Origin of the sequence: Vibrio fortis, from assembly GCF_024347475.1 — a bacterium.
GTDB classification, from domain to species: Bacteria; Pseudomonadota; Gammaproteobacteria; order Enterobacterales; family Vibrionaceae; genus Vibrio; species Vibrio fortis.
This window is the reverse complement of the sequence record NZ_AP025487.1, coordinates 477,829-501,844: the sequence shown is the minus strand read 5'-3', so window position 1 is coordinate 501,844 and position 24,016 is coordinate 477,829. Positions and strand designations below refer to the sequence as shown.

Genomic DNA, 24,016 nt, shown 5'->3' with positions numbered 1-24,016 from the left:
AGAGCCGCCTAAGCGACTCTTGAATAAATAAAATTATATTTAGGCAAAGCTGTAATGGTTGAGAACAAGGAGACGACGCGGAGTTTACAAGTGTAAATGAGCATCGCCGACGCAGTTATCAGCCTTTACAGCAAAGCATCAATTGATTTTACCGTGACACTGCTTGTACTTCTTGCCACTACCACATGGGCAAGGCTCGTTACGGCCAACTTTGCGCTCATCACGTACAACTGGCTGATGCCCTTCTGCTGACTCTTCGCCATCAGATAGTTGGTTTTCAGCTGAAGCGTGTTGAGCTTGTGCACGGCGTGCAGCTTCTTCTGCTTGAGCTTGACGCTGCGCTTCCATCTTCTCTACTTCTTCTTGTTGTTGAACTCGAACTTTCGAAAGGATAGTAATCACGTCTGACTTAAGCACTTCTAGTAAGCCTTCAAACAGTTCAAACGACTCGCGCTTGTACTCTTGTTTCGGGTTCTTCTGTGCGTAACCACGTAGATGGATACCTTGACGCAGATGATCCATTGCCGCCAAATGCTCTTTCCACAAACCATCAAGAGTTTGTAGCATCACAGATTTCTCGAAGTTACGTAGCACTTGTGCGCCAACCACTTCTTCTTTCTGTTTGTAAACATCAACAGCCATGCCTAAGATACGTTCACGTAGGGCTTCTTCGTACAGCTTGTCGTCTTCGTCCAACCAACCTTGAATATCAAACTCTAGGTCGAAATCGTTCTTCAGGCGATCTTGAAGACCTGAAATGTCCCACATGTCTTCTAGTGATTGCGGCGGGATGTATTCATCAATAACTGATGTGAACACGTCTTCACGGTTGTGTTCAATCATCTCGCTGATGTCTTCAGAGCTCATTAGCTCATCACGCAGTTCGTAAACCACTTTACGCTGATCGTTTGCCACGTCATCGTATTCTAGAAGCTGTTTACGGATATCGAAGTTACGGCCTTCAACTTTACGTTGTGCTTTTTCGATAGAGCGAGATAGCATCTTAGATTCAATTGCTTCACCCTCTTCCATACCACTCTGGATAAGACCAGCCATACGGTCAGATGTGAAGATACGCAGTAGCGAGTCTTCCATTGATAGGTAGAAACGAGAAGAACCTGCATCACCTTGACGACCAGAACGACCACGTAGCTGGTTATCGATACGGCGAGATTCATGACGCTCAGTACCGATGATGTGTAGACCACCAGATTCTAGTACTTTGTCGTGAACCACTTTCCAATCCGCTTTGGTCTTGTCGATCTGCTCTTGAGTTGGATTTTGTAGTTTTTCAACTTCAGCTTGCCAGCTACCACCTAGCACGATATCGGTACCACGACCGGCCATGTTAGTTGCGATAGTAACCGCACCTGGCGTACCAGCTTGAGCTACGATTTCCGCTTCTTTTTCGTGGAATTTCGCGTTCAGTACGTTGTGCTTAATTTTTGCTTTTTTCAGTGCGTTCGACAGTAGTTCAGACTTCTCGATAGAAACTGTACCAACCAGCGATGGCTGACCTGCTGCTACACGCTCTTTGATGTCTTCAATGATTGCGTTGAACTTGTCCGCCTCTGTACGATAAACCACATCTTGCATATCGTTACGAACCATAGGTTTGTTAGTTGGGATAACAACCGTTTCTAGGCCATAGATAGACTGGAATTCGAAAGCTTCAGTATCAGCAGTACCTGTCATACCTGACAGTTTTTCGTATAGACGGAAGAAGTTTTGGAAAGTGATCGAAGCCAGTGTTTGGTTTTCGTTCTGAATCTTAACGCCTTCTTTCGCTTCAACCGCTTGGTGCAGACCTTCTGACCAACGACGACCTGGCATAGTACGACCAGTGTGCTCATCAACGATAACCACTTCGCCTTCTTCAGTTACGATGTAGTCAACGTTCTTCTCGAACAATACGTGTGCACGAAGTGCAGCATTAACGTGGTGCAGTAGGCTGATATTCGTTGGAGAGTAAAGCGTGTCGCCCTCTTCCATCAAACCATTTTTCACCATCAACTCTTCTACAAATTCTTGACCATTTTCAGTCAGGTGAACCTGTTTAGACTTCTCGTCCATGGTGTAGTGACCTTCACCACGGTACTCTTCTGAATCTTCCTTATCTTGAAGCTCTAGGTGAGGAATCAGAGTGTTGATTCGGGTGTATAGGTCTGAGCTATCTTCAGCAGGGCCAGAGATAATTAGAGGGGTACGAGCTTCATCGATTAAGATTGAGTCCACCTCATCGACAACAGCGAAGAAGCGTTCGCGTTGTACACGGTCTTCCGCACGGAAAGCCATGTTGTCACGTAGGTAATCAAAACCGAATTCGTTGTTTGTTCCGTATAGGATATCCGCTTGGTAAGCAGCTTTTTTCTCAGGTGGAGCCATGTTTGGTACGTTAACACCAACAGTCATACCTAAGAATTCAAATAGGGGGCGGTTTGTCTCAGCATCACGCTTAGCTAGATAATCGTTCACGGTAACAACGTGAACACCCTTGCTTGGAAGTGCGTTTAAGTAAGCAGGTAGAGTCGCTGTCAGTGTTTTACCTTCACCAGTACGCATCTCTGCGATTTGACCAGCGTTAAGAACCATACCACCAATCAGCTGTACGTCGAAGTGACGCATGCCGTAAACACGCTTCGATGCTTCACGTACTGTTGCGAAGGCTTCTGGTAGAAGTTGGTCTAGTGTTTCACCTTTATCTAAGCGCTCACGGAACTCAACCGTTTTTGCTTTTAGCTCTTCATCAGACAGAGCCTCAAACGTTGGTTCGTAGTTATTAATTTCTTTTACAATCTTTCTAAGGCGGCGCAGTGTTCTGTCATTGCGACTGCCAATTACCTTTGTCAGCAGCTTAGTAATCATGTGCTTGGAATCTCTTCGTTCTCAGATCGTCCGCGATCTATTTTAAATGCCGTCAGTCTCTACCAGTTGTGAACTAGTCTTAGTTACGAACCAAGGATACTGAGATAAATCTAGTACCTCTGATATTGTGTTGGAGAGTAGAGTTTTCAAGGCTTGAGTTAAAATTATTGGCATCTAGTGTAAGTAATTTTCACCTCAACGACCATTTATGAGGTCATTTGTTTGATGTGGTTTGAACTTTTATTACCAATTGCCGATGGAATAAACAACCTCAAGGCAAGTCGAGTGAGTATTCCAATGCTTTATCGCACTTTAGCTTTATTACAGATACAAAAAAACCAGGCGTATTGCCTGGTTTTTAAAATCTTTGATTGCAGTTTTACGCTAGAACCATTCCTGGTTCTGCAAATGCAACTGGAGAACCTGCTTCTTCTTCGAAGGTTGCCCACTCCCAAGCTTCTGCATCAGCAAGAACTGCACGTAGAAGTTGGTTATTCAGGCCGTGACCTGATTTGTATGCACGGAACTCACCAATGATAGCGTGCCCACACATGTAAAGGTCACCAATCGCATCCAGCACTTTGTGAGTAACAAATTCATTATCAAAACGAAGACCTTCTTCGTTAAGAATGCGGTACTCATCAAGCACGATAGCGTTATCGAAACTACCACCTAGAACTAGGTTCTGAGATTGTAGGTATTCGATGTCACGCATAAAGCCAAAGGTACGAGCGCGAGAAATCTCTTTAACAAAACCCTGTGAAGAGAAGTCAAACAGAAGGCGCTGCTCATCCGCTTCAATCGCTGGGTGGTTGAAGTCGATCTCGAAGTCCATACGGAAGCCGTTAAATGGTACAAATTCTGCCCACTTATCACCGTCTTCAAAACGTACTGGCTTTTTGATACGAATAAAACGCTTCGCTGCATTTTGAGTTTCCACACCTGCTTGTTGCAGTAGGTATACAAACGGGCTTGCGCTACCGTCCATAATTGGAATCTCAGGAGCATCTACTTCAACAATGATGTTGTCGATGCCCATACCTGCTAATGCTGCATTCAAGTGCTCAACCGTTGAAATACGTACACCTGCATCGTTTACAAGCGCTGTACACAACATAGTGTCACGAACTGATGCTGGATCAGCTGGAAAATCTACAGGAGGGTTTACATCTGTACGACGATATACAATGCCTGTATTTGCAGCTGCCGGGCGAAGAGTAAGTGTGACTTTACGACCAGAGTGGAGACCCACACCAGTTGTTTTCACAATTTCTTTCAGAGTACGTTGTCTGATCATCTGCCTGCCTCTTATCAGTGCTACAAATCACGGCCAGTATTTACCGACCGCAAATTTTACCACTAAATTGACTATAGTCAAATATTGGTTGTTTGTTAATCAGCCTGACGTCGTAAGAATGCTGGAATATCTAAGTACCCACTCTCTTTCTCTGGCTTAGGTGCTGCACTTTGGCTAGCGCCTGTACCTGAAGAAACAGGTGACGTTGTTGGCTGTGGTTTCACTTGAGGTTTAACCTCAGTTTTTTCTTGCAATGGTTGTGCCACTTTCTCTTCCACTTTTGGTGCCGCTTGCGGCGCTACTTGTGGTTGAGGAGTTGGTGCAACCTTAGCTTTACCACCGGCAACTAATGTAATGTCTGGCTTTCTCTCTGTACCGATACCTGTTGCAACAACAGTTACACGGATTTCGTCCGTCATATCTGGGTCTAGAGAAGTACCAATCACGACTGTTGCGTTATCAGAAGCAAATGCCTTAACTGTGTTACCTACGGTTTCGAACTCGTCTAGACGCATGTCTAGGCCAGCAGTGATGTTAACAAGCACACCACGCGCACCCGCTAGGTCGATGTCTTCTAGTAATGGGCTAGAAATTGCCGTTTCCGCCGCTTCCTCTGCACGGTCTTCGCCTTTCGCGATGCCGCTACCCATCATTGCATGACCCATTTCCGACATTACAGTGCGTACGTCCGCAAAGTCGACGTTAATCATACCAGGGCGAGTAATTAGCTCAGCAATACCTTGAACCGCGTTCTTCAGAACATCGTTCGCGCTTGCGAATGCTTCTAGTAGTGTTACACCACGACCAAGTACTTTAAGTAGCTTCTCATTTGGAATCGTAATCAGTGAATCCACATGTTTAGATAGCTCTTCAATACCTTGTTCAGCAAACGCTAGACGCTTTTTACCTTCGAAGCTAAATGGTTTAGTTACAACAGCGACTGTTAGTACGCCCAGCTCTTTTGCTACTTCAGCAATCACCGGAGCAGCACCAGTACCTGTACCACCCCCCATACCAGCTGCGATAAATACCATATCGGCGCCAGTTAGGACTTCTTTAATTCTTTCTCGGTCTTCGAGAGCTGCATCACGGCCAACTTGTGGGTTTGCACCAGCGCCTAGACCCTTAGTGATGTCACCACCAATTTGGATCACGCTGCTCACGCTCGTTTTGCGAAGTGCTTGAGCATCAGTGTTTACGCTAATGAACTCAACACCTTCAATTGACTCACGTACCATGTGCTCAACAGCGTTACCGCCACCGCCACCAACTCCAACGACTTTAATTACTGCATCGTCAGACATTTCCATCATCGGTTCAAACATGTGTTATCTCCGTTTTTCCTGCAACTCAGGTTAAAACTCTTTTTGTATCCAATTACGCAATTTACCAAATAAACCTGTCATCGAAGGTGCGCTACGCTTTGGTTCGCTGTAATCACCTTCATCGCTTATTTGGCAGTCTCTTGCGTAATGAAGTAAACCAACCGCCGTAGAATGATACGGCTCTTTAACATAATCGGTTAAGCCACTAACTTCTAACGGCTTACCCACTCGAACTTGATTGCGGAAAACACGTTCCGCACACTCTACTAATCCTTCAATCTGTGCAGCACCACCGGTCAAAACCACCCCGGCAGCAAGATGATGTTTAATACCTTCATCTCTTAACTGTAGTTGAACAGTATCAATAGTTTGGTTAACAAGCCCCATTAATTCTGTGTAACGCGGTTCAATCACCTCTGAGAGTGTTTGTCTTTGCAAACTACGAGATGGTCGACCGCCCACACTTGGGACGTTAACTGAGTCATCCTTGCTTACGAGTTCACTCAGAGCGCAACCATGATTTACTTTGATCTCTTCGGCATCACTCACTGGTGTACCGAATGCGAAGGCAATGTCACTGGTTACCGCATTTCCTGCATAGGAAAAGACTTCTGTGTGTCGTAGAGCGCCACCGGTCCAAATGGAAATATCCATCGTCCCTGCACCAATATCGACCACACATACTCCAAGCTCTCTCTCGTCTTCAGTGATTACCGCATTACTTGAGGCAAGCCCTGAAAACACGATCTGCTCTACAGTAAGACCACATCGTTCAACAGCTTTAATAATGTTTCTCGCCATATCACTGTGGCAAGAAATCAGGTGAACACTCACTTCCATTCGAACCCCAGATAGACCAAGCGGGTTCTTAATGCCCTCTTGATAATCGATGGTAAATTCTTGTGGAATCACGTGCAGAATTCTCTGCTCATCACCTATTTTAATTGATTTCGCGGTATGGATTGCTCGGTCCATATCGTCTTGTGACACTTCCTCGTCTGAGATTGTGCCCATGCCTTTTTCAATTCGGCTTGCGATGTGCTTACCCGATAGTGAGATAAATACATTGCTGATTTGGCATTCAGCCATCAGTTCCGCTTGATCAATGGCACGCTGAACCGATTTCACTACCGACTCTAGGTCGTTAACACCGCCTTTATCCATACCTCTGGATGGGCTCTGCCCAGATCCAATGATATTGATTTGACCATCAGGCAGTACCTCACCTACTAGAGCTGATATGGTTGCAGTGCCTATATCAAGACCAACAATTATGTTGTCATCTGCGGCCTTAGTCATCTGTACTCTCTTCTAACTCTTGCTCTGGAAACCAACCTACAGCGGCTCCCGTATCATACCTGAGGTCGATGTAGCTCACTCGATTCGCTTTATCACCTAACTCGTTATAAAGCGAAATAAAGCGCTCAACACGCTCGTCTAAAGAATCTTTTCCTAGCTCTAGGCGAATGCCGTTGTCTAGGATGATTTGCCACGCTCTGCGTTCATTCAGAACCAATGAAGTGACACTCAATCCCACACTATTAATAAGCGGGGTGATCTGACGCCATTTGGCGATCACTTCTTGACTCGAATCTTGAGGGCCATAGAGTTTAACTCTGTCACCTTCAAGTTGGCCTATATCTCCATTAAACACATCGCCGTTTTCGTTTAGCAGCATGTTGCCGTTCCATATCGCGGCAGCTTGGTGCTCAGTCAAAAAAACTTTAATCGTGTCAGGCCATTGCTTACGAATAGAGACAACAGATACCCAAGGAAGTGCCTCTAAACTGTCTTGTAACACATCAATGTCTTGTGACATGAAGGTTCCAATGTGCTCAAGCTGGCTAAAAGCATGCTGAACATCACTGGCGGAGACATATGTTAAGTCGCCTTGAAGTACAATTTTAGAGAGGGGCAATCGCTGATCGTCCCACATCCAACTCAGAGTGGTATAGAAAAGAAACCCAATGAAAAGCACTACCAAAATCAGAAAAGAACCACCAAGGGCGTGTTTCTTTAGTGATGGTAAGCTGAATAGGTGGCGGTTTTCGCTGAAAGTACTTTCTACCAAAACCCGCAGTCCCTGTCGTTGGTTCGCAATTCTATTCCCTATCTTTTCGTAATAGAGGTAAAAGCACTTACTTTAACCTATGAATTATACTGAGCAAAATCAAACTATCAAACGTTGATAATCAGATTTTTGGTTAAATTTGGGTCAAGCGCAAGAAGTGAGCGCTCGACCACAGTATGTGAGAACTTATTCTATTAAGCGCTCTGCATTTTATTAATGTCTAACTGCAACGCTTCTAACTGTTTCGCTACACGGCCAACATCGCCCGCGCCTTGAGTTAACACTAAATCACCGCCTTGAATAACATTGGCTAATGTCGAAGGAAGTGCAGTAATGTCTGGCACGAAAATAGGGTCAATTTTACCACGACCGCGAATAGTTCGGCTTAGAGCACGACCATCAGCACCAGCAATTGGTTTCTCACCCGCGGAGTACACATCAAGCAAGATTAAAACATCAACCTGCTCAAGCACGTTAGCAAAGTCATCGAACAGATCGCGCGTGCGGCTATAACGGTGCGGTTGGAATATCATCACTAGGCGCTTATCTTCCCAGCCACTGCGTGCAGCTTGAATTGTCACGTCCACCTCTGTTGGGTGATGACCGTAATCATCCACCAACATCGCGACACCTTTACCCGTTTCGTACTCACCTAAATGATCAAAACGGCGACCCGTACCTTGAGTGCCTGCCATCGCTTTTAAGATCGCTTCATCACTGATGTCATCTTCTGTTGCCACAGCAATTGCAGCCGATGCATTCAATGCGTTGTGACGACCCGGGATGTTCAGAGTGATATCGAGATTAGCTTTGCCTTCACGTACCACAGTGAATTTGCCTTGTTGGCCTTCTTGGCGATAGTTCTCGATGCGCACATCGGCATCTTCAGAGAAGCCATATGTGATCACTTGGCGGCTAACTTGAGGAATCAGCTCACGCACGACTGGATCATCAACACACATCACAGCCTGACCGTAGAACGGTAGGTTGTGTAGGAAATCAATAAAGGTCTGTTTAAGGGTCTCGAAATCACCACCGTAAGTATCCATGTGGTCAGCTTCGATGTTGGTCACTATGCTGACCATAGGTTGTAGGTGCAAGAATGAAGCATCGCTCTCATCAGCCTCTGCAATCAAAATACGACTAGAACCTAATCGCGCATTAGTGCCTGCGCTTTTCACCAAGCCACCGTTAACGAACGTTGGATCAAGACCTGCTTCAGAGTAAATCTGTGTAACCAGTGCCGTTGTGGTTGTTTTGCCGTGCGTACCTGCCACCGCAATACCGTGGCGAAAGCGCATCAGCTCTGCGAGCATTTCAGCGCGGCGAACAATAGGTGTGCGCGCTTCACGAGCAGCAACAATTTCTGGGTTTTCTTCGTTTATCGCGGTTGAAACCACAACCACGCTTGCATTGGCAACATTGCTTTCTTGATGGCCAATGTAGACTGTTGCGCCCTTGCTAACCAAACGCTCTGTTACTAGGTTTTGAGCAATGTCAGAACCTGTAATCTGATAGCCTTCATTTAGCAAGACTTCAGCAATCCCGCTCATACCTGCTCCACCAATACCGATGAAGTGGATAGATTTCACCCGGCGCATCTCTGGCACCATTGCACGGATCTGCGCTAAGTCTTGCGTATGTTCAATCGTCATCAAATTTATCTCGTTATTTTGCTAAAGCTTGAATGGCTTTAGCGACGGTCACATCAGCGTCCAGCTTTGCTGCTTGGCGTGCCTTTGTTGCCATCGTTTTTAATTCATTTCTATCTAGCTGAGCAATGGTGTTTGCCAACTTTTCTGCCGTCAACTCTGGCTGTTCAATCATCAACGCAGCGCCGCAATCAACCAAGTGATCGGCATTCAGAGCCTGCTGGCGATCTTTATGCATGAAAGGCACGAAGATCGAGCCCACACCTGCCGCAGAGACTTCTGACACTGTTAGCGCACCTGAACGACACACTAATAGATCTGCCCATGCGTAAGCTTGCGCTACATCATCAATAAATTCAGTCACTTGAACATTGCTCACAGAATGAGAGTTATACTGTTCAATAACTTGCTGCTGATTGTTCTTGCCTGCTTGGTGCATCACGGTGAAGCCTTCACCAAGCTGACCCATTGCTATAGGCAGTGTATCGTTGAGGATCTTAGCACCTTGGCTACCACCCATCACAAGGATACGAATATCGCCTTTGCGTTCCGCCATACGCTCACTTGGCTCTGGCAGAGCAACGACATCTTCACGTACTGGGTTGCCAACCACATCTGCTGTCGGGAATGCTCCCGGAAATGCTTGAAATACCTTTTTCGCGATCTTAGACAGCCATTGGTTAGTCAAACCCGCTACTGCATTCTGCTCATGCAGCACCACAGGAATGCCTGATAACCAAGCCGCGATGCCACCCGGGCCACTCACGTAGCCGCCCATACCCAGCACCACATCAGGCTGCCATGCCTTAATGTGTTGCTTTGCTTGAAGTATGGCATTAATAATTTGGAAAGGCGCTTTAATTAACTTAGCAATACCTTGCCCGCGCAGCCCTTTCACCTTAATGAAATCAATCTCAATACCGTGCTTCGGTACCAGATCCGCTTCCATACGATCAGCTGTACCTAACCAGCGAATTTCCCACCCTTGTTGTTGCAGCTTTTTCGCCACCGCCAAACCAGGGAAGACGTGACCGCCGGTACCACCAGCCATCACCAATAATCTTTTGTTCTTTTTCATGCTGTTACTATTCATTCAATTCGTTTTGATGCTCAGCATCTTGTTGTTCTATTAGGCGACATTCATGGTCAATACGCAGCAACATAGATACAGCGACTGACATGATGATCAAACTGGAGCCACCGTAACTGATCAGTGGCAGCGTCAGACCTTTAGTCGGCACGATACCCGATGCAGCACCAACGTTAACCAGAGTTTGGAATGCAAACCAGATACCGATACCAAAAGCGAGATATCCGCTAAACACCTGATCGTTTTCAAAGGCTTTCTTGCCAATAAAAATGGCTTTGAGAACCAGACTGAAGATCAACATCAATACTAAGGTCACGCCTACAAAGCCGAGCTCTTCTGCCAGTACAGCAAATACAAAGTCGGTGTGAGCCTCTGGCAGGTATTCTAGTTTCTGAATCGAGTTACCTAAACCTTGCCCCATCCAATCACCACGGCCAAATGCCATGAGAGATTGCGTTAACTGGTAACCACTACCGAACGGGTCATTCCACGGTTCCCAGAATGAGGTGACACGCCTGACACGATAAGGCTCTATCACAATCAAACCGACGACAGCGGCAATACCCGCGACCATCAAGGCAATAAACTGTGACAGCTTGGCACCGGCAATAAACAGCATGCCGAACAGGGTGACCAACATTACAACGACGGTACCGAGATCGGGTTGACCAAGTAATAAAACAGCGAAAGCGCCAAACACCATAATGGGTTTTGCAAAACCACCGAAGAAGGTTTTTCTCACTTCATCTTGTTTACGAACCAAGTAGCCAGCCATAAAGATAAACAGCGATAGCTTAGCCACCTCGGCAGGCTGGAGATTAAACAGCCCCAAAGGGATCCAGCGGGATGCACCGTTAACCGACTTACCCACAGCCAGCACAACTATGAGTAAGAAAAAGGATAAGCCCAGTAAGTACATACTGTATTGAAACCAACGCTTCATCGGGATTTGCAATATCACGCTGGATACACCCAATGCGAGCAACAAGAACACCGCGTGACGGAACATGAAGTGAAAAGGCTGATCGGTTAAGCGGGCGCTGATTGGGAACGAAGCGGACGTTACCATCACCAACCCAGTAAGCATAAGACCCAGCGCGATCCAAACCAATTGACGATCGTAAAGCGCCTCTGGCGTCGAGCGGTTAAGCCATTGCCAAATTGAGTGGTTGAGCTGTCTCACTTTCTGCACCGGGTACCAGTCCTTTAACGATTAAGCGTACTGTTGAGCAAGTTCGGTAAATACATCACCCCTTGCCATGAAATTACTAAACTGATCGAAGCTTGCACACGCAGGAGACAGCATCACCATATCCCCAGCCACCAGTTGTGATGAGATGGTTTCGATAATCTGCTGCATAGTGTCAAACTTTTGTGCCGATGAATGAAGCGGCATAAACTGATCTGCATCTTCGCCAAAACAGCACAATTGGATGCGAGCAATACTGTTAAGTACAGGAGCCAGCTCACTAAAGTCAGCCCCTTTACCAACACCACCAACAAGTAGATAAAGAGTTCCTGCACACTCTAGGCCAGACAAAGCCGCTAAAGTACTGGCAACGTTGGTTGCTTTAGAATCGTTCACCCACTTCACGTCGTGCTTATCTGCGACGACTTGGCAACGATGCGTCAGGCCATTATATGCTTTCAACGCATCAAGACTGTTTGTGTAGTCGATGTTGGCTAGCTTAAGCAGTGCTAAAGAAACTAAGGCATTCGATACATTGTGGCGACCAACCAAAGTAAGCTCTTGGCTGCGGATGATTGGCGCACCATGATCAATGAGCCACTCCTCACCATCAATCACATCAACACCGAACTCTTGGTTATCAAAGCCAAAGGTCACGACTTGTTGTGGTTCATGCGGATAGGTTTCTCGATCATCACGGTTTACGAGTGCATACTGAGCATGTTTGAAGATTCGACGCTTGGCATCGCGATAATCCGCCATGCCTTGATAGCGATCCATATGATCTTCAGATAGGTTTAAGAACGCTGCAGCGGCCAATTTAAGGCTCGATGTCGTCTCTAATTGGAAGCTCGATAGCTCTAAGACATAGAAATCAGCATCTTGTTCAAGTAGATCCAACGCAGGAACACCGATGTTGCCACCAACGCCCACCTTAAGACCAGCAGCTTTGGCAAGGACACCCGTAAGATCTGTCACAGTGCTCTTGCCGTTAGAACCCGTGATTGCCACGACAGGTTTCTCAACCGCCCAAGCAAACAGCTCAATATCGCCAACGACGGCACCGCCGCGCGCCAACACCGTCTGAATCTCAGGTGTTGCTAATGCAATGCCTGGGTTTGCCACGACAAGATCAGCTTGCGCTAACCACTCGTTTTGCCAACCACCAGCGTGCAGAGCAACAGCATCCGGCAGTGACTCTTTACCCGGTGGATTATCACGAGTGTCGATCACTCTCACTGTGCAGTGAGGCTGATATTTTGCAAGATGTTTAACGACAGAGAGCCCGGTAATACCGAGCCCTACAACCACTACATTTTGAATATTTTGCCAAGGTTCCATTTAAACAAGACGCTCTTAATGTGGATAAAGCCCCGTATTAACGAGGCTTACAGTGGAATTAACGAACTTTCAGTGTCGCTAGACCAATCAAAACAAGAACCATTGAGATGATCCAAAAGCGCACGATAACGCGCGGCTCTGGCCAACCTTTAAGCTCGTAGTGGTGGTGAATTGGCGCCATGCGGAAAATACGCTGACCACGCAGTTTGTAAGAGCCTACCTGTAAGATTACTGATAGCGTCTCCATAACAAACACACCACCCATGATAACCAGTACCAGCTCTTGGCGAACCAATACCGCGATCGTACCCAGAGCACCACCGAGTGCTAGAGAGCCTACATCGCCCATGAATACTTGTGCTGGGTAAGTGTTAAACCATAGGAAACCAAGACCAGCTCCGACAATCGCTGTACATACAACAACAAGTTCAGAGGTGAACGGGATATATGGAATATGCAGATATTCAGCAAAGTTAACGTTACCCGTTGCCCATGCAATAACCGCAAAACCAGCTGCCACCATGACTGTTGGCATGATTGCTAAGCCATCTAGGCCATCTGTTAGGTTAACCGCATTACTGGTACCCACGATAACAAAGTACGTTAACACAATGTAGAGCAAGCCAAGCTGTGGCATCACATCTTTGAAGAAAGGTACAACAAGCTGAGTCGCTGCTGTGTCTTGACCGTGCGCATACAGTGCAAATGCCACAACCAACGCAATTGCTGACTGCCAGAAGTACTTCCAGCGAGCAATCAGGCCATCAGTGTTCTTGCGTACAACTTTACGATAGTCATCAACAAAACCGACCGCACCATAACCGCCTAATACTGCCATCACAGCCCATACATAAGGGTTAGAAAGATCAGCCCACAGCAGAACAGTAATCATGATCGCAGCAAGGATCATCACACCACCCATGGTTGGTGTACCACGCTTACTAAAGTGAGATTCAGGGCCGTCATTACGAACCACTTGACCAATTTGCAGCAGTTGCAGACGCTCAATAAGGCGAGGTCCCATCCATAGTGACAAGCATAGAGCCGTTAAAATACTCGCAATTGCTCGAAACGACAGGTATTCAAACAAGCGAAAAAACGAAAAGTGTGGCTGTAGCAGCTCTGCAAGCCAAATAATCATGAAAAGTTCTCCTTTAAAGCAGCGGCAATTTTACTCATTCCTGCACTGTTTGCGCCTTTAACTAACAGTGTGTGCGACGCATTATTTGGCAAGCTTAACTGCTGCTCTATATGTGCGATCATCGCTTGATGCGTGGCGAAGTGAATGCCGTTGCAGACCTCACTGATCACCTTTGTATCATCACCGTAAGTGAGTACATGCTCAAAAGCGAATGGGGCAGCATATTCACCGACTTGACGGTGAAGTGCAAGGCTTTCATCACCTAATTCAGCCATATTGCCTAAAATCAGCCAACGCTGCCCTTTAAAGCTAGATAACAGTTTTGCCGCAGCCTTCATCGCAGGTACGCTGGCGTTATAGCTGTCATCAATTAGCTTAATTTGTTCACTCAGTTGTTGAACCTCAACACGGCCCTTCACTGAGTTTAAGTTTTTCAATCCCGTTTGGATGTCGTTCAGGCTTGCACCAAACTGAATGCTTAATGCGGCGGCAGAAAGCGCATTTGCCACATTGTGTTGGCCGATAATACCCAGCTCAACGGCAATATCACCTTGCGGCGTGTGCATCATGAAACAGGCTTCGCCTTGCTCATTAAGCTCAACGTTGTCGGCAAAGTAGTCAGCTTGAGGGTTAACGTCCGAGAAAGTCAGCGCGGACTTATCAGCCAAGACCTCTTCCCAATACTCGCCACCATTACTCTCTAAATTGACGATAGCCGTATCACCAGCAGCGAGGCCTTGGTAGATTTCACCTTTGGCTTGCTTCACACCATCTATCGAGCCAAAGCCTTCGAGGTGTGCTGCAGCAACGTTGTTCACCACAGCCACTTGAGGCTTAACCAACTGCGTTGTGTAAGCAATTTCACCGATGTGGTTAGCACCAAGCTCAATCACAGCAAAGTCATCACTTGGCTCACTGCGCAGTAATGTCAGCGGTACCCCAATGTCATTATTGAAGTTGCCTGCAGTAAATAAAACCTTACCGCGTTGTTGTAGAATGCTTGCCACCATCTCTTTGACGGTGGTTTTGCCACAACTGCCAGTAATAGCCATCGTTGGCACTTCACATTGAGCATGAATCCATGCACTCAACTGACCCAAAGCAAGTTTAGTATCCTCAACAACGACTTGAGTAATATTTAGGTCAAGTTTTCGTTCGACTAACAGCGCGCTCGCTTGTGCTTCTACTGCTTGATGACAAAAATCGTGCGCATCAAATCGCTCACCGACCAGAGCGACAAACAACGCCCCACTTTGAACGGTACGCGTATCTGTAGATACGGAACGAATCATGGAGGCCTTTCCAACTTCCGATGATTCAATTAGCTCACCATTAACGGCCTGACTGACCTGTTCTAGTGATACATCAATCATTGTGAATACCTAATAATTGCAGTGCGGACTCTCGATCAGAATAGTGCACAGTTTTATCTTTTAATACTTGGTAATCCTCATGGCCTTTGCCAGCCAGTAGGATAATGTCATTGTTGCCAGCTTGCTCTAGTGCAAATTTCACCGCTTGATAACGGTCGAGCTCAACGTAGGCAGCCTGAGGATTTTTGAGACCCACTAGCATGTCTTTAACGATTTCAGCCGGATCTTCGCTGCGAGGGTTATCATCAGAGATAATAATCTTGTCGGCGAACTGTTCCGCCGTCTCCGCCATCATTGGACGCTTGCCTTTATCTCGATCGCCACCGCAGCCAAAAATCGCCCATAAGTTTCCAGAGCAGTGTACGCGCAATGCTGCTAATGCTTTTTCAAGTGCATCAGGCGTATGTGCATAATCGACCACAACCTTCGCTTTTTGAGGCGCTTGGAATAACTCCATGCGGCCAATTACAGGTTGTAATCTTGGCGCGCTCTCAACCAGTTGTTGTTTGTCAATACCCAAAGCAAGCAGTGTCGCGAACGCCACTAACACATTTGAGGCATTAAATTGACCGATCAAAGGTACCTGCAGTGAACCCGTGCCCCACGCACCACCGAAATCCATGCGAATCCCTGTTTCAGCATATGCCACGTCTGAGGCCCACACTGCGTTGGCGCGATCAGTCATAGGATTTAGCGACACTGCAACTGCATCGGGTAATTCAGATAACCACGCCAAACCCACTGGATCGTCGGCATTAATGATGGCGTGCTGGCAGTGATGTTGGGTAAACAGAGTCTGCTTGGCTAACGCGTACTCTTCCATCGTGCCATGATAGTCAAGGTGGTCTCGACTAAGGTTGGTAAACACACCCGCGGCAAACTTAAGGGCTTTTACGCGCCCCTGAACCAGACCATGAGATGAAATTTCCATTGCAGTATAGGCCGCATCTTGAGCCGATAATTCACTCAAAGTACGTTGGATTTCAATCGCGCTACCCGTTGTATTTTTTGCGGCTTGCAGGTCGTCAAGAAAGCCATTACCTGTCGTGCCCATAACACCAGAACGCTGACCAACTAACTCAAGCCATTGAGCGATGAGCTGAGTAATCGTGGTTTTGCCATTGGTGCCTGTCACGCCAATCAGCTGAGTAGTGTCAGACTGATAAACACGACCTGCCAGAGCAGAGAGCTCTTGATTCAGATCTTGGACATAAGCGATAGCGACGCCATTACGTAACTCAACACTGCCATGAACATGCTCTTCGCACGCTTGAGCAATGACCGCGCTGGCACCTAACTCGATGGCTTTATCGATAAAACGGCGTCCATCAACGGCATGGCCAATAACAGCAACGAAAATGTCTCCCGAACTTACAGCTCGGCTATCTAACTCTAAGTGCGTGACTTCCACTTCCGCCAACTCGGCGCAGTCAAATGCCCCCCAAGGGCTCAGTAAGCTAGATAGTGTTAGGCTATTACTCATATCGAATCCTGATTCGCTCTATTCTTGAAACTTGTTTTCGTCAGCAGGCACGTTAAGGATTTGCAACGCACCTTTCATGATTTCCGAAAATACGGGTGCAGCTACTGAACCGCCGTAGTAGAGATCGCCCTGAGGTTCATTCACCACTACAACCAGTGAGACTCGAGGATCGCTCACTGGTGCTACGCCTGCGGTGATCGCAATATATTCATCACTATAACCACCCGCTTCGGCTTTACGTGAAGTACCCGTTTTAGCCGCTACACGATAACCGGGTACTGCCGCTCGGGTGGCGGTACCGCCTTTCTGGGTTACGCCCTCAAGCATCTCTAAAACAAGCTGTGCGTTATCTCTATCAATGATCTGCTTAGAAAAATCTTGCTCATTGTTTTCAATAATATGGATTGGCTCATACACACCTTTGTTTGCCAGTGTTGCGTAAGCGTGAGCCAATTGAATAGGAGTGACGGATAGGCCATAACCAAAAGAAAGAGTGGCGATTTCAAACTTTGACCAACGGCGTCGATTCGGGAAGATACCTGTTGTTTCACCAACCAGATTCAAGCCGGACATCTCACCTAGACCCACTGAACTATAAAGCCCTAACAAGGCCTCCAGCGGCATATCCAGAGCGAGCTTCGCCACACCGATGTTACTCGACTTTTTAAGGATCATCGCTAGGTCAGCCTTGCCGACTTTGGAGGTATCACGAACGCGACTACCACCGATTTGCATGATGCCATTCCCGGTATTGATCACGGTGTCGGGTGTCGCTGCGCCATTTTCTAGGGCAGCGAGTACCACAAATGGCTTAACGGTAGAACCGGGCTCCATTGCGTCCGTTAGTACACGGTTACGCATTTTAAAGCTTTGCAGGTCGGCACGATTGTTTGGGTTATAAGATGGCGCATTCACCATCGCCAATACCGCACCGGTTTTAACATCAAGTAGAATCGCCGAGCCCGAGGTGGCGCGGTGATCGGCTACCGCTTGTTTGATTTCACGATAGGCGATCGCCTGTAAACGTTGGTCTATGGTCAAGGTGAGCGGCTTACCTTGCTCACGCTCTTCTAGCGCAATGTTCTCTACCACGCGACCATAACGGTCTTTACGAATGGTACGCTTACCTGCCTCGCCGGTTAGCCACTGATCGTAACTGCGTTCAACCCCTTCTAAACCATGACCATCAATACCAGTCACACCGATTAGATGCGCACTGATCTCTCCGGCAGGATAGTAGCGGCGAGATTCCGCCTTAAGGCCAACGCCCACCAACTTAAGGTCGCGAATATACTTCGCCATTGCTGGGCTAACTTGTCTCTGAAGGTAGATAAAACGACGCGTTTTATTGGCTGAAATCTTGTCGATCATCGACTGACGCTCTAGCCCTAATACATCAGCCAAAGCATACCAACGGTCAATCTGAGCTAAACCGTCTTTATCAAAAATAGTTTTTGGATCTGCCCATACCGCTTCAACTGGGACACTGACTGCCAAAGGTTCATTGTTTCTATCGGAAATAATGCCGCGTGCGGAAGGGATCTCTTTGACACGAACCGAACGCAAGTCACCTTGGCGAATCAGGTTATCGGGTTCAATGATTTGAATGTAGGCAACACGAGAGACAAGTGCTGCAAATGCAAGGAAGACAAACGCAATAACTAAATTAAAGCGCCATTTGATCAAGATAGGATCTGAGTCCTTTCCATTCACTGCGTTTGCTTTGCCAGAAGTTGCTTTAGATGAGCTTGCTTCGGCTTTCTTCGCAGATGCTTTTTCCTTTTTAGCGGTCATTTCAGTGAGATCACAACTTCTTTGTCTGAATCTGGGCGCTTCATATCAAGCTCTTTAATTGCAGAAGCTTGTACTCGGCTGTGTTCGGCAAGCGCAGTCTCTTCAAGCATGAGATTTCGCCACTCATCATCAAGCTGCTCACGCGCCACCAAAGCCATATCTTTCTGAGTAATGGCTTGGCGGGACATGTGTGTAGTAAGAACGACCCCCATCGCACTCGCGAAGATAGCAATGAGCAACAACAGTGGGACACGACCCACTGATATTAGATCAAAGAAGATAATCTTGGCTAAGTTTGGCTTGGCGGTCTTCATCTCTTACAGCTTTTCTGCAATGCGTAATACTGAGCTACGAGAACGAGTGTTTTCATCAACCTCGTGTTTAGAAGGTTTGATCGCTTTACCAACGGGCTTCAGATCAGCACTGCCGAGCGCTTTGATCTGCTCTTCTGTCAGTGGCAAACCATGAGGAACCTGAGGACCTTGGCTCTCTTTACGGATAAAACGTTTCACCATGCGATCTTCGAGTGAGTGGAAGCTGATAACAGACAGACGACCTTGTGGAGCAAGAATGCTTGCTGCGCCTTTCAGTGCAGTATCAATCTCTTCCAGTTCACTGTTGATGTAGATACGAAAAGCTTGGAATGCGCGAGTGGCTGGGTGCTTTTTCTCTTTGAAGCTCTTTGGTGCAACATCCGAGATAAGCTTGGCTAACTGACCCGTGCGAGTCAGTGGCTCGTTCTCTTCATTTTCACGGTAAGCAACGATGCCTTTAGCGATGCGGCGCGCGTGCTTGTCTTCACCAAACTCGCGGATAACCCAAGTAATGTCATCTAGGTCAGCATCCATCAACCACTGAGAAACTGGAATACCTGATGTTGGATCCATACGCATATCCAGTGGTCCATCTTTCATGAAGCTGAAACCGCGCTCTGCGTCATCCAGTTGCGGAGAAGACACGCCTAAATCGAGAAGTACGCCATCAACTTGGCCTACTAAGTTGTAACGCTCTGCGTATTCAGCCATGCCAGAGAATGGACCATGGATGATAGTAAAACGAGGATCATCAATTTTTTGAGCTTCAGCGATCGCTTGTGGATCGCGGTCGATACTAAATAGTCGTCCATTCTCGCCCAGTTTAGACAGGATTGTACGGCTGTGACCACCACGGCCAAAAGTACCGTCAATGTAGGTACCATCAGGTTTGATCGCCAGTCCGTCAATTGATTCGTTAAGCAATACTGAAATATGTTTGAACGCTTCTGTCATAGTCTTCTCAGTGAGTGGATTAAGCCTTTAGTTCGGCTACAAATGATTCTGTTAACGTTTTAGTGTACTGATTTCGCACGTTATCTCCACTACATTGTGTGTAGCGAGTTGGGATTTTTAACCCAAGTCTTTACAAGAAAAGTGGATTTTAAGGAAATCTAAATAATTTACGTCAATATAAAGCAAAAAACCCATCACTACTGTTAAGTAATGATGGGTTCTTGGAATAGGTGGAGTCGACATATAAGCCGGGTTCTGTTCCGCTTGCGCGGTAGTAGCCATTCGTCTAGGCCAGCAATCGCTCACTGGCTCAAGCAACCTACCCGCCTCCTTACGCGAGCAACGCAATGTGGAGGCCTATTTGGTCTTGCTCCGGGTGGAGTTTACCCTGCAACGGACTATTGCTAGCCGTCCGGTGCGCTCTTACCGCACCCTTTCACCCTTACCTGTACCCTAGGGCCATCGGCGGTCTTCTCTCTGCTGCACTTGTCGTGGGCTTGCGCCCCCCAGGCGTTACCTGGCACCCTGCTCTATGGAGCCCGGACTTTCCTCCCCTTTGTCAGTCTCCCGAAGGACGTCAACGCCAGTCTCCCAAAGGACTTCAGCGTCAGTCTCCCGAAGGACATCAACAAAGCAGCGACTACCCAGTCAACTCCGAGGGCGGATTGTATAGAGATTAAAGAGAAGTGTCTAGCGAGATCACAAATATGATGCAATCGAGGTGTTAACTGGTGGGGAATTGAACGATAAAGCAGATACGAGTGACGAGATTAGGGATTCGAAGAGATGCAAAGAAAGATGCGGGTAGCGGGATGCGAGATTCGAAAAGATCTAACAGAAGATTCGAGTGGCGAGATGCGGGATTCGAAGAGATAAAAAGAAAGATGCGGATGGCGAGATTCGAGATGAGAAAAGAACGAAGAGCGGATTAGAGATACAGATAAAAAGATGGTTGGGTTTCTTGTTTATCTGTATCTGAATACATCAACTAAAGAAGCATTAGTTGTCTAGATGCTCTAAGCCCCATTTGTACAGCGCGTTCTTCTTCAGATTGTAGATCTCTGCAGCCATCGCAGCAGCTTTCTTCAGTGGCAGCTCTTTGGTTAGAATCGCCAATGTACGCGTTGCTTCGTCAGGTAAGTCGGTTGTTGCCTCTTCACGGTGGCCGTGAATCAATAGCACCATTTCGCCACGTTTACGGTTAGCATCCTCTTCAATCCACTCAATCAGCTCCCCCAATGGCATACCTTGAATGGTTTCGAAGGTCTTAGTCAGCTCACGCGCCAGTACGACTTCACGCTCAGGGCCTAAGATATCTAGCATATCCTGCAGAGAGTCTGAGATGCGGTGCGGTGACTCGTAAAAAATACACGTACGTTCCGCTTTCGCGATCTCAAGGAACTTATCTTTACGACCTTTACTCTTAGGAGGCAAGAAGCCTTCAAAACTGAAGCGGTCTGACGGCAAGCCTGATGCACTTAACGCAGTGATGACAGCACATGCACCAGGAAGTGGTACAACTCTCACACCAGCCTGACGACATTGTGATACAAGATGATAACCTGGATCACTGATTAAAGGGGTTCCAGCATCTGAGACTAATGCGATAGACTGACCCTCTAATAATTTTTCTACTAGAACTTGCGCCTTAGTTTGCTCATTATGGTCATGTAAGGCGAACGTTCTGGTGGATATATTGAAGTGAGCAAGCAGCTTACCCGTGTGACGTGTGTCTTCCGCTGCAATAACATCGACGCTTGATAATACTTCGATTGCTCTTTGAGTGATGTCTCCCAAATTTCCGATAGGAGTCGGCACAATATAGAGAGTTGGGCTCTCTGTGAGCAAGGTTTTGTTATCAGTCATTTGTTTACCATCACTTCAACGATTAATATAGATACAAATTTATACGGAATTAAAAAGAACTCATGGCAACAATGAACCATAAGAGACTCAGTGTACCACGCTTACTAACTCCAATTGCATTAGCAATTTCATTGGCGGCTTGTTCTTCTGCGCCACAAGCCCCGACGCGTGTTGATATTACACTTGATCCAACACAATCGACAGAAAGTTATATGATGCAAGCCGATAGCAGCCAAGGTAGTCTGCAAAATGATTGGCTGATCATGGCGCTTAAGTCGTCGGTGCAAGCAGGCAAAACCGATCAAGCGACTCTGCTTATCAAACGCTTAGCGAAGCAGCCACTTACTGAAACTCAGCAAGCTGAGTGGCAATTAGCACGTGCACAACTGCTGTTCAATAATCAGCAGACTGAGCAAGCGTATCAACAACTGAACTTCCAGCCTTGGTGGAAGCTGCCAAATGAGCAGTGGAAAGACTACCACACCCTGCGTGCTGATATTCTTGAGGTATTGAATCAATATTTCGAAGCGAGCCGTGAGCTGACCAAGCTTGAAGAATTTGATGACAACCAAGACCAACAATTGATCGCAGATCGCATCTGGCAAAACCTTAGCAGCTATTCTCAATATGAGGTGCTTGCTCTTAAAACGGCTCCAGACGAAGACGTCTTGGCAGGCTGGCTACAACTGTCTATCTATTTGAAAACTTTGAATGGCAATCTACCTGAGCTACAAAGCACACTGCAAGATTGGTTGGCTGAAAACCCATATCACCCAGCCGCGAAATACACGCCGCAGGCGATCACAGACATTCTTAGTTTAGAAATCAGCAAGCCAACCAGCACAGCGCTGTTACTGCCTTTAACCGGTAAGTACAGCAAACAAGCGCAGTTGGTACGCGATGGCTTTATCTTTGCGATGATGAACGACAAAGAGCGTGAACAAGATGCAACGCTAACGGTCTTGGATACCAACACGCAAAGTGCAGAAGAGATCAAACAGACGCTGGTTGATAACAAAGTCGACTTTATCGTTGGTCCATTGATCAAGAGTAACATCACCAAGTTACAAGAAGCTCAAAAAGGCCATGAAGATGCCATTCCAGCATTGGCTCTGAACATTCCAGATCAGTTAGAAGCGGATACTAAGCTTTGCTACCTTGCACTATCACCAGAGCAAGAAGTCGCGCAAGCCGCAAAGCACCTGTTTACTCAAGGCTACAAATACCCACTAATCTTGGCACCAAAGGGCCGATTAGGCGATCGTGTACAAGAAGCCTTTAAAGAAGAGTGGTCGAAATACAGCAGCAATGATGTGGCGACTTCTTTCTTCTCTGACAAACGCCAACTTCAGCGCAATGTAAACCAGATCTTTGGTCTCCAAGAGAGCCAGCAACGCATAGCTCAGATGGACAATCTGATCGACTTGCCATTAGAGACAGAGCCACGCAGCCGTCGTGACGTTGATGCGGTATACATCGTTGCTAAAAACTCTGAGTTAACGCTGATCAAACCTTTCATTGAGGTCGCCATTAACCCAGACGCGAAGCAACCTGCGTTGTTCTCTAACTCTCGCAGCAATAGTGGCGACAAGCAGTATGAAGACCTAACCGGGGTTTTCTACAGTGATATTCCACTGCTTGTAGAGAGCAAGGGTGAGCTAAATAAACAACTAAATGAGCTATGGCCTTCGCACTCTAATGGTCAAAAGCGTCTACAAGCATTAGGTATGGATGCATACTACTTAATGGACGCACTGCCACAGATGAAAGCCGTTGAAGGACATAGTATTTCTGGTGAGACAGGCGTACTAACCATCGACAATAACTGTGTGGTACAACGCCAAATCAGTTGGGCTGAGCATGGGGCTATTTAGCCGAACCAAGCTGATACAAAAACTGAACGCCCACAGACAAGTGGGCGATAAATACGAACGCGTGGCCAAAGAGCACCTCGAAGGCCACGGACTCTCTTTAATAGAGCAAAACTTCGTAGCAAAATGTGGTGAAATTGATCTTATAATGCACCACAACCAGACAATTGTGTTTGTTGAGGTCAAATACCGAAAACAAACACGTTATGGGCATGCAGCAGAAATGGTCACCGCCAGTAAGGCGAAAAAACTGATCAACACCGCCAATCTATGGCTGATGAAGCAAGGCATGTCGGTACACTCGACTAACTTCCGGTTTGATGTTGTGGCTATTGAAGGGCCAAGCGAGCAGATCAACTGGATAGAAAATGCAATTACCCAAGGATAAAC

The 24,016-nt window shown here is 46.9% G+C and carries 18 protein-coding genes and 1 other RNA gene; 2 read left to right on the top strand and 17 right to left on the bottom strand.

The features are described 5' to 3' along the window. Positions 1-138: 138 nt before the first annotated feature. The 17 genes from secA to rsmI all read right to left on the bottom strand — a co-directional run bounded on the left by secA (position 139) and on the right by rsmI (position 21,755). Positions 139-2,865, bottom strand: coding sequence for a preprotein translocase subunit SecA (gene secA / locus OCV50_RS02260; RefSeq protein WP_261903597.1), 2,727 nt, complete (start codon positions 2,863-2,865; stop codon positions 139-141). A 379-nt stretch (positions 2,866-3,244) separates the two neighbouring features. Further along, positions 3,245-4,162, bottom strand: a complete 918-nt coding sequence (lpxC, locus tag OCV50_RS02255) for a UDP-3-O-acyl-N-acetylglucosamine deacetylase (RefSeq protein ID WP_261903596.1) — start codon at positions 4,160-4,162, stop codon at positions 3,245-3,247. Positions 4,163-4,257: 95 nt separating this feature from the next. Continuing rightward, positions 4,258-5,487 (bottom strand): cell division protein FtsZ, encoded by a 1,230-nt coding sequence (gene ftsZ / locus OCV50_RS02250; RefSeq protein WP_239841590.1) that lies wholly within the window; start codon positions 5,485-5,487, stop codon positions 4,258-4,260. A gap of 30 nt (positions 5,488-5,517) precedes the next feature. Next, a complete protein-coding gene (gene ftsA / locus OCV50_RS02245) occupies positions 5,518-6,786 on the bottom strand; it encodes a cell division protein FtsA (protein WP_239841591.1) in 1,269 nt (422 codons plus the stop codon). Further along, positions 6,779-7,558: a cell division protein FtsQ/DivIB gene (locus OCV50_RS02240; RefSeq protein WP_032553120.1), complete on the bottom strand. Its 780-nt coding sequence runs from the start codon at positions 7,556-7,558 to the stop codon at positions 6,779-6,781. Before OCV50_RS02240 ends, ftsA begins: the two co-directional genes overlap by 8 nt. A gap of 194 nt (positions 7,559-7,752) precedes the next feature. Further along, the gene (gene murC / locus OCV50_RS02235) at positions 7,753-9,213 is read right to left on the bottom strand and encodes a UDP-N-acetylmuramate--L-alanine ligase (protein WP_261903595.1); all 1,461 of its coding nucleotides are present in this window, start codon (positions 9,211-9,213) and stop codon (positions 7,753-7,755) included. A gap of 13 nt (positions 9,214-9,226) precedes the next feature. Next, positions 9,227-10,288, bottom strand: a complete 1,062-nt coding sequence (murG, locus tag OCV50_RS02230) for an undecaprenyldiphospho-muramoylpentapeptide beta-N-acetylglucosaminyltransferase (RefSeq protein WP_261903594.1) — start codon at positions 10,286-10,288, stop codon at positions 9,227-9,229. Between the two features lie 7 nt (positions 10,289-10,295). Beyond that, positions 10,296-11,483, bottom strand: a complete 1,188-nt coding sequence (ftsW, locus tag OCV50_RS02225; RefSeq protein ID WP_390905141.1) for a cell division protein FtsW — start codon at positions 11,481-11,483, stop codon at positions 10,296-10,298. 30 nt (positions 11,484-11,513) lie between these two features. Continuing rightward, the gene (gene murD, locus OCV50_RS02220; protein WP_261903593.1) at positions 11,514-12,830 is read right to left on the bottom strand and encodes a UDP-N-acetylmuramoyl-L-alanine--D-glutamate ligase; all 1,317 of its coding nucleotides are present in this window, start codon (positions 12,828-12,830) and stop codon (positions 11,514-11,516) included. 58 nt (positions 12,831-12,888) lie between these two features. Continuing rightward, entirely contained in the window at positions 12,889-13,971 is a 1,083-nt protein-coding gene (mraY, locus tag OCV50_RS02215) for a phospho-N-acetylmuramoyl-pentapeptide-transferase (RefSeq protein ID WP_261903592.1), read from the bottom strand. Beyond that, on the bottom strand, positions 13,968-15,344 hold the full coding sequence (murF, locus tag OCV50_RS02210; protein ID WP_261903591.1) for a UDP-N-acetylmuramoyl-tripeptide--D-alanyl-D-alanine ligase: 1,377 nt from the start codon (positions 15,342-15,344) through the stop codon (positions 13,968-13,970). The genes mraY and murF overlap by 4 nt, the downstream gene beginning before the upstream one ends. Beyond that, on the bottom strand, positions 15,337-16,827 hold the full coding sequence (gene murE / locus OCV50_RS02205) for a UDP-N-acetylmuramoyl-L-alanyl-D-glutamate--2,6-diaminopimelate ligase (protein WP_261903590.1): 1,491 nt from the start codon (positions 16,825-16,827) through the stop codon (positions 15,337-15,339). Before murE ends, murF begins: the two co-directional genes overlap by 8 nt. An 18-nt stretch (positions 16,828-16,845) precedes the next feature. Then, positions 16,846-18,621, bottom strand: a complete 1,776-nt coding sequence (locus tag OCV50_RS02200) for a penicillin-binding transpeptidase domain-containing protein (protein ID WP_239841600.1) — start codon at positions 18,619-18,621, stop codon at positions 16,846-16,848. Further along, the gene (ftsL, locus tag OCV50_RS02195; RefSeq protein ID WP_239841601.1) at positions 18,618-18,935 is read right to left on the bottom strand and encodes a cell division protein FtsL; all 318 of its coding nucleotides are present in this window, start codon (positions 18,933-18,935) and stop codon (positions 18,618-18,620) included. The genes OCV50_RS02200 and ftsL overlap by 4 nt, the downstream gene beginning before the upstream one ends. Before the next feature lie 3 nt (positions 18,936-18,938). Beyond that, positions 18,939-19,889, bottom strand: coding sequence for a 16S rRNA (cytosine(1402)-N(4))-methyltransferase RsmH (gene rsmH, locus OCV50_RS02190; protein WP_261903589.1), 951 nt, complete (start codon positions 19,887-19,889; stop codon positions 18,939-18,941). Between the two features lie 228 nt (positions 19,890-20,117). After that, an RNA gene (gene rnpB / locus OCV50_RS02185) (RNase P RNA component class A) lies at positions 20,118-20,545 on the bottom strand. A gap of 343 nt (positions 20,546-20,888) precedes the next feature. Next, the gene (gene rsmI / locus OCV50_RS02180) at positions 20,889-21,755 is read right to left on the bottom strand and encodes a 16S rRNA (cytidine(1402)-2'-O)-methyltransferase (protein WP_150895845.1); all 867 of its coding nucleotides are present in this window, start codon (positions 21,753-21,755) and stop codon (positions 20,889-20,891) included. A 62-nt stretch (positions 21,756-21,817) separates the two neighbouring features. Here rsmI and OCV50_RS02175 point away from each other — a divergent pair, with 62 nt between their 5' ends. Together OCV50_RS02175 and OCV50_RS02170 are read left to right on the top strand one after the other, a co-directional pair. After that, the gene (locus tag OCV50_RS02175; RefSeq protein ID WP_261903588.1) at positions 21,818-23,629 is read left to right on the top strand and encodes a penicillin-binding protein activator; all 1,812 of its coding nucleotides are present in this window, start codon (positions 21,818-21,820) and stop codon (positions 23,627-23,629) included. Further along, the gene (locus OCV50_RS02170; protein ID WP_239841604.1) at positions 23,616-24,014 is read left to right on the top strand and encodes a YraN family protein; all 399 of its coding nucleotides are present in this window, start codon (positions 23,616-23,618) and stop codon (positions 24,012-24,014) included. The genes OCV50_RS02175 and OCV50_RS02170 overlap by 14 nt, the downstream gene beginning before the upstream one ends. Positions 24,015-24,016 lie beyond the last annotated feature (2 nt).

Coding starts and splice junctions, on each gene's coding strand:
- ftsL (WP_239841601.1), bottom strand. CDS start 18,935: ATGAAGACCGCCAAGCCAAACTTAGCCAAGATTATCTTCTTTGATCTA.
- lpxC (WP_261903596.1), bottom strand. CDS start 4,162: ATGATCAGACAACGTACTCTGAAAGAAATTGTGAAAACAACTGGTGTG.
- murC (WP_261903595.1), bottom strand. CDS start 9,213: ATGACGATTGAACATACGCAAGACTTAGCGCAGATCCGTGCAATGGTG.
- mraY (WP_261903592.1), bottom strand. CDS start 13,971: ATGATTATTTGGCTTGCAGAGCTGCTACAGCCACACTTTTCGTTTTTT.
- ftsZ (WP_239841590.1), bottom strand. CDS start 5,487: ATGTTTGAACCGATGATGGAAATGTCTGACGATGCAGTAATTAAAGTC.
- murE (WP_261903590.1), bottom strand. CDS start 16,827: ATGAGTAATAGCCTAACACTATCTAGCTTACTGAGCCCTTGGGGGGCA.
- OCV50_RS02170 (WP_239841604.1), top strand. CDS start 23,616: ATGGGGCTATTTAGCCGAACCAAGCTGATACAAAAACTGAACGCCCAC.
- OCV50_RS02175 (WP_261903588.1), top strand. CDS start 21,818: ATGGCAACAATGAACCATAAGAGACTCAGTGTACCACGCTTACTAACT.
- secA (WP_261903597.1), bottom strand. CDS start 2,865: ATGATTACTAAGCTGCTGACAAAGGTAATTGGCAGTCGCAATGACAGA.
- rsmH (WP_261903589.1), bottom strand. CDS start 19,889: ATGACAGAAGCGTTCAAACATATTTCAGTATTGCTTAACGAATCAATT.
- OCV50_RS02200 (WP_239841600.1), bottom strand. CDS start 18,621: ATGACCGCTAAAAAGGAAAAAGCATCTGCGAAGAAAGCCGAAGCAAGC.
- ftsA (WP_239841591.1), bottom strand. CDS start 6,786: ATGACTAAGGCCGCAGATGACAACATAATTGTTGGTCTTGATATAGGC.
- murF (WP_261903591.1), bottom strand. CDS start 15,344: ATGATTGATGTATCACTAGAACAGGTCAGTCAGGCCGTTAATGGTGAG.
- rsmI (WP_150895845.1), bottom strand. CDS start 21,755: ATGACTGATAACAAAACCTTGCTCACAGAGAGCCCAACTCTCTATATT.
- murD (WP_261903593.1), bottom strand. CDS start 12,830: ATGGAACCTTGGCAAAATATTCAAAATGTAGTGGTTGTAGGGCTCGGT.
- murG (WP_261903594.1), bottom strand. CDS start 10,288: ATGAAAAAGAACAAAAGATTATTGGTGATGGCTGGTGGTACCGGCGGT.